Source organism: Pseudonocardia sp., from assembly GCF_050246655.1.
In the GTDB taxonomy this organism is placed as follows: domain Bacteria; phylum Actinomycetota; class Actinomycetes; order Mycobacteriales; family Pseudonocardiaceae; genus Pseudonocardia.
The window spans coordinates 1-5,216 of sequence record NZ_JBFWVQ010000203.1 but is presented as its reverse complement, the minus strand read 5'-3'; the positions used below and the strand labels follow the sequence as shown (position 1 = coordinate 5,216).

Annotated in this window: 3 protein-coding genes and 1 tRNA gene; 2 read left to right on the top strand and 2 right to left on the bottom strand. The window is 72.4% G+C overall.

The genetic code is table 11. From position 1 onward, the window contains the following. The first annotated feature begins 4 nt into the window (after positions 1-4). Positions 5-77 (top strand) — tRNA-Glu (locus AB7J25_RS30005). A gap of 317 nt (positions 78-394) precedes the next feature. On the opposite strand, the gene AB7J25_RS30000 is transcribed toward AB7J25_RS30005, so the two are convergent. Next, positions 395-619: a helix-turn-helix transcriptional regulator gene (locus AB7J25_RS30000; protein WP_428514654.1), complete on the bottom strand. Its 225-nt coding sequence runs from the start codon at positions 617-619 to the stop codon at positions 395-397. Between the two features lie 131 nt (positions 620-750). Then, complete coding sequence (mobF, locus tag AB7J25_RS29995; protein ID WP_428514652.1) at positions 751-4,317, bottom strand: MobF family relaxase; 3,567 nt, start codon at positions 4,315-4,317, stop codon at positions 751-753. 544 nt (positions 4,318-4,861) lie between these two features. Here mobF and AB7J25_RS29990 point away from each other — a divergent pair. Beyond that, positions 4,862-5,216: RHS repeat-associated core domain-containing protein (locus AB7J25_RS29990; RefSeq protein ID WP_428514650.1), on the top strand; the 355-nt coding region annotated here is incomplete at its 3' end.

The following is a 5,216-nucleotide window of genomic DNA, read 5'->3' as shown; positions in this document are numbered from 1 at the left end:
CCACGGCCCCGTTGTGTAGCGGCCTAGCACGCCGCCCTCTCAAGGCGGTAGCGCGGGTTCGAATCCCGTCGGGGCTACGTGGAAAGGCCCAGGTCACAGACCTGGGCCTTTCGCTTTGCCGCCGCTGCAAACGATCTTGACCACAGATTGACCACAGACGATGTGGACAACAGCGCCCCGGGATGACAGCAAACGGCTCAACCGTCACGGCCAGGAACGTCTTGGAAGCCGGGCCCCGAATGCCGGGCCGCCGCCGAGCCCTTCCGCCGCTCCGCCACATCTCAAACGCCATGCTGCGAATGCACGGCGTGGACTGCTGGGTCGCCCGTGAGCGTTGGACGCCGATGCCGCCTGCGTCGCCCGGTGTCGACGGGCGATGCGCGAGCGACCGAAATCAGGCGGTATCGCGGCCGCTGCTGAGTGCGGGGGCGTCGGCGTCCAGGAGGCGGCGCAGCCCGGCGGTGGGGATGCGGATGAGCTTGCCGACCCGCAGCACGGGGGTGGGGAAGCGGTCGGTGCGGACCAGGTCGTAGGCCAGGGTCCGGCCGATGCCCAGGACGGCTGCTGCGGTGGGGACGTCGATCAGGGGCGGGAGGTGGTCGAGGTCGGTGCGGTCCATGCGTACTCCCTGGTGCTGGTGGCGCCCGTCCAGCACGAGCACCCACCTTCAGGTGCGCGCCGCGAGGCCCCGACACGCAGGAAGTCGCGAACGGTGCCGCGCCCGGCGTTGGGTTGCGTGGGTCGGCGTGGTCAGCGCCCCGGCGGTTCGTGGACGGTGACGTGGCTCTGTGGCCGGTGCAGGGGCAGGTCGCTCGGCCGGTCGACGTCGCGCGCGGCTGCCACGATGGCGGGCTCGCGCACCGCAGTGGTGGCGGGATCGGCGGGTTCGGTGACGAGGTTGGGGTTGCGGTAGGGCCGGTCGCTGCGGCGCTGCCAGCGGCCGCGCCGCTCCGCCGTTGCGCCCCTCGTTGATGAGAGATGCTCGGCGGTGTCAGCCTCGACCGTCGCGCTCGCCCTGGCGACGGCGGCCTCAGCACGGGCGAGGTGGGCGTCGACGATGTCGACGTCCCGGCGTGCGGCGTCCACGGTGGTGGTGAGGTCGCGTCGGCGGCGCCGCGCCCAGACCGGCAGCTCCGCCACTTCGGCACCGAGGCGTTCGACGTCGGCTCGGACGTCGTCGAGGCGTCGGCGCAGGTGGTCGCGGTCGGCCAGGGCTCGGGCGAGGCGGTCCCGGTTGTAGCGGTGCTCAACCGGTGTCGGTTGGGTGGGCAGGGCGGCTTCGGCGGCGTCGAACCGCGCCTCGCGGGCCTGGTCGACGGCCGGGTGCAGGAGGCTGTGGGCGGCGCGCTCCCGCCCGGTGGTGGCCAGGGCGCGGGTCAGCTGCTCGAGCGCATCGACCTCCCGCGACGGGCGGCCACTGGAGTGGTGGGGGCCGGCGTCGATCTCGGTGCCGCCGGGGGTGGTGTGGAGGTGGTTCTCGTGCCGGCCGCGGGTCATGGCGACGTAGAGGTGCTCGCGGTCCAGGCCGGGGCGGGCGAGGGTGACCGCGATGTCGGTGGTGGCGCCTTGGGCGGCGTCGATGGTCGCGGCCCACCCGTACTCCGAATGCCGGGCGAGGTAGGCGGCTGGCAGCACCGTCTGGCCGCGGCCGGCGAGATCCGCCAAGACCAGCCCGTCGCCATCGGGGGTAGCGGACAGCACGGTGAACCGGTCGCCGTTGCGGACCTGGTCCGCACCGATGCGCAGGGCCGGGGTGTTCTTCTTGGCCATGATGACGTCCCCCGCGCGCCACTCGCGGGTCTCGGGTCGGCCGTGGGTGGAGGCCGTGCGGGCTGTGGCGGTGAGCAGCGGTGGGCCGGTGACCTGGCCGGTGGCGATGGCGGCGGCGCGGGCGCGGGCGTTCAGCGCGGTCACGTCGGTCCAGCCGCGGGCCAGCATCAACGCATCAAGGCCGTCGCTGACGGCAGTGTGCCAGCGGTCGAACACTGCGTCCGCAGCCGCGTCCCCGTCCGCGGCCGGGTGGATCCGGTCCCGCTCCTGGTAGGTGTGCAAGATCCGTGCGTCGCCGGCGCGCAGCCGAAGCGTCGCCGCGGCCTCCCAGGCGTGGGTGAACCGGTGCAACCCGCTCAATTCGACGACGCGCGAAGGGAGGAGGTGGGCGAGGTGCTCGAGCATCCCGCCGGGGGCGCGGATCGCGCCGATCTGGGCGGGGTCGCCGACCAGCACCACGCGCGCCCCCGCCGCCTGTGCGCGGGTGGTGAGGGCGGCGAGGTCGGCGGTGGCGAGCATGGAGGCCTCGTCCACCAGGAGCACGTCGCCGCGCCGCAGGCGCCGCTCATCCCGGACACCGGGGCGGCCGCGGGTGGGTGGCTGGGTGTCGAGGGCGGTCTGCTGGGTCAGGAACCGCGCCACCGTCACCCCCTGAACGCCGGTCGATGCGGCGAGCTCGCTGGCGGCACGAGCCGACGGCCCCAGCGCGAGCACCCGCTGACCTCCCCGCGTCCAGCCCGCGACGGCCGCTCCGAGGACGGTGGTCTTGCCCGCCCCCGCCGGGGCCACCATCACCGTGACCAGGTCGCGGGAGGACACCAGGCGCACCGCGGCGACCTGCTGCTCCTGCGACAGCCGCTCCAGGGCGGTCGCGTGCAGGACGGTCGTGGGGAGCCGGCGCGGCGGGCGGAGCCCGTCCAGCACCGCCTCGATGACCATTGCCTCGGTGTCGACGACTTCGCGGGAGGCGTAGCGGGCATCGGATGCCCGCGCCGTCACCCCCGATGGATCCGCCCCCAGCGGAACCGCGCCCGCCGCCGCCCCGGTCAGTGCCTGCGCGGTGAGGGCCTCGACCATCGCGGCCGCTTCACGCGCATCCCGCGGAGCGCCCGGTCCGGTCGCGGGGAGGCGGGCTGCGACCTGCACCGTCAGGTCCGCCGCCGACCACACCGCACCCGACCGACCGACCGCCGTCACCGCGTCGGCGAGCCACGACGGCCGGACGGCGAACGGCTCGGCCCGTGCACTGGTGACAGAGACTGTGACGCACTCCGTCAGGTCGCCCCCGGCGTCCACACCTGCAAATAGCTGCTTCGAGGTGTCCGCGACGGAGTCGGTGACGGAGTCGGTGACGGAGTCCCCGACCGTCACGACGGAGTCCGTCACCGCGACGCCGGTCCTCGCGACGGTGGTGACGGAGTTCGTGACGGAGTCCTCCGCGGTCGCGACGGCGGCCGTGACAGTGCTGCCATTGGCAGTGACGGTGCTGACGGGCTCGGTGACCGCGGTCGTGACAGTGGCGCCGTCGCTCGTGACGGCCCCGGGCCAGGCGCTTCGCTCTGCTAGGACGTTCCCGTTGCCATCGGGGCTCGCGACGCGCGCGGACCGCTGCATCCGCTCGGCATCCCAGCCCAGCGCCTGGGCCTGCTCCCGCCACCGGGCCCGCAGCCCGGCCTCGGGGACGTGATGGTCCTTCGGGGGGCGGGTGGCGAGAACCGCGGTCTTGACGATCCGGGCCCGCTCCGCCGCCGTGACTGGCCGCCCGAGCGCCTCCTCAGCCTCCGCGATGGTGGGGATGGCGTCGGCCATCACCGCGGCGGTGCGGGTCGACCAGGCGGCGAGGAGTTCGTCGGGGACACCGGAGACCTCGGCCTGCCCGTGCTCGGTCACCGGTTCGAAGGCGACGCCGAGGCGGGTGGCGAGCTCGGTGCGCAGCGCCGCCTGGTAGATGGCGCCGGCGGCCTTCTTGTGGTGGAACACCTCGTAGCCGTCGATGGTGCGCCACACTCCGTCGGTGCAGCGGACCTTGTTCACCACCAGCGCGTGGGTGTGCAGCTGCGGATCCCCGGTCCGGGAGGTCGTGTGCTCGAACAGCGCCGCCGCGAGCCCCGCGGTGGCGATCTGCTCGACCCCGTCGCGGCCCCGACGCGAGAACGACGCATGCGCCTCGAGGAACCCCAGCGCCGCCTCCACCGCCGCAGCATGCGCGGCACGCACCTGAGCCGCGGTCGCTTCGTCTGCAAGGACCCACAGCGCCGACACCGACTTCGGCGCCGAGAACGTCAGGTCGTGCCCGGTCACCGCATCCGAGCGCCACGCCCGCCCCAGCGACGCACCCGTGCCCGGGTGCAGGCCGCGCGCGAACAGCGCCTCCAGCTCCGCCTCCTCCACCCGCGCACCCGCCGACAGGCCGAGCTCGGACAGGCCGACGCCATGCCAGCGGCCCGGGGCGTTGCCGGCCTCGGCGTAGTACTCGCACGCACCCCGGGCGACCGAGTCCTGGTAGTACCGCCACGACGAGCGGCCGATCTTGGCACTGGACAGCACGACCGACCACCGCCCATCATCAACCAGTAGAATCCGGTAATCCGTTGCAGCGCAATCGATTACGACGGTAGCAGGGCACGCCGACAATGCACATGTCTGCTGACATGGTTCGAGCAGCATCGGGAGCCTCGTCACGGGCAGAAGCCCGCTCAGCAGGAGGCGCCGCGAGTCGCTGGACCTGGGCAGGGGACGGGAGAACGAGCAGACGGAACGATGGCGTCGATGCGCGTCAAGATCACAGGTGGGACACGGTTGGGCCTGTGACGGGTTGACCGCTACGTCCTGGTTTGACCTTGTTCGCTCGATCTGCCTACTGTCCGGGCGCTGTTCCGCTACGGGGGGTTGTTGTGCGTTCGTCGTTCCTTGCTGGTTGCTCGCGCCGAGTGGCGCTTCCTGCCGCTGTCGTGGTCTCGGCCGCGCTGATGGTGACCGGCCTCGCCGCCGTGCCCGCATCCGCCGCCGGTAGCGAGTCCGTCGGCGCGGCCACGTCGGAGCGCATCAGCGTGGAGCAGAAACTGGTTCGACGGGTTTGATGCTGATGGGCGTGCGCCTGTACTCCCCGTCCATCGGGCGCTTCCTGACCGTCGACCCCGTGTTTGGTGGCAACCCGAATGCGTACGTCTACCCGGCCGATCCCGTCAATGCCTTTGATCTTGATGGGCGGCTTGATCTGGGCAGATGGTGGAACGACCACGGGGGGAAAGTCCTAACGGGCCTTGCCATCGCCGGTGCTGCCGTGTGCGTCTTTGCCTCCGCTGGAGCATGCATGGGCGCGCTTGCCGTCGGTTGGGCTGCGCGATCTTTGGATCGCACTTACCGCTACGGCTTCAGCAACTCATGGAGAACCAACCTGGCTGACGGCGTTGTCACCGGCCTGACCTTTGGGATTGGCCAGGGGT

Excerpts from the sequence above, each read along its gene's own strand:
- AB7J25_RS30000 (WP_428514654.1), bottom strand. The coding sequence starts at position 619 with ATGGACCGCACCGACCTCGACCACCTCCCGCCCCTGATCGACGTCCCC.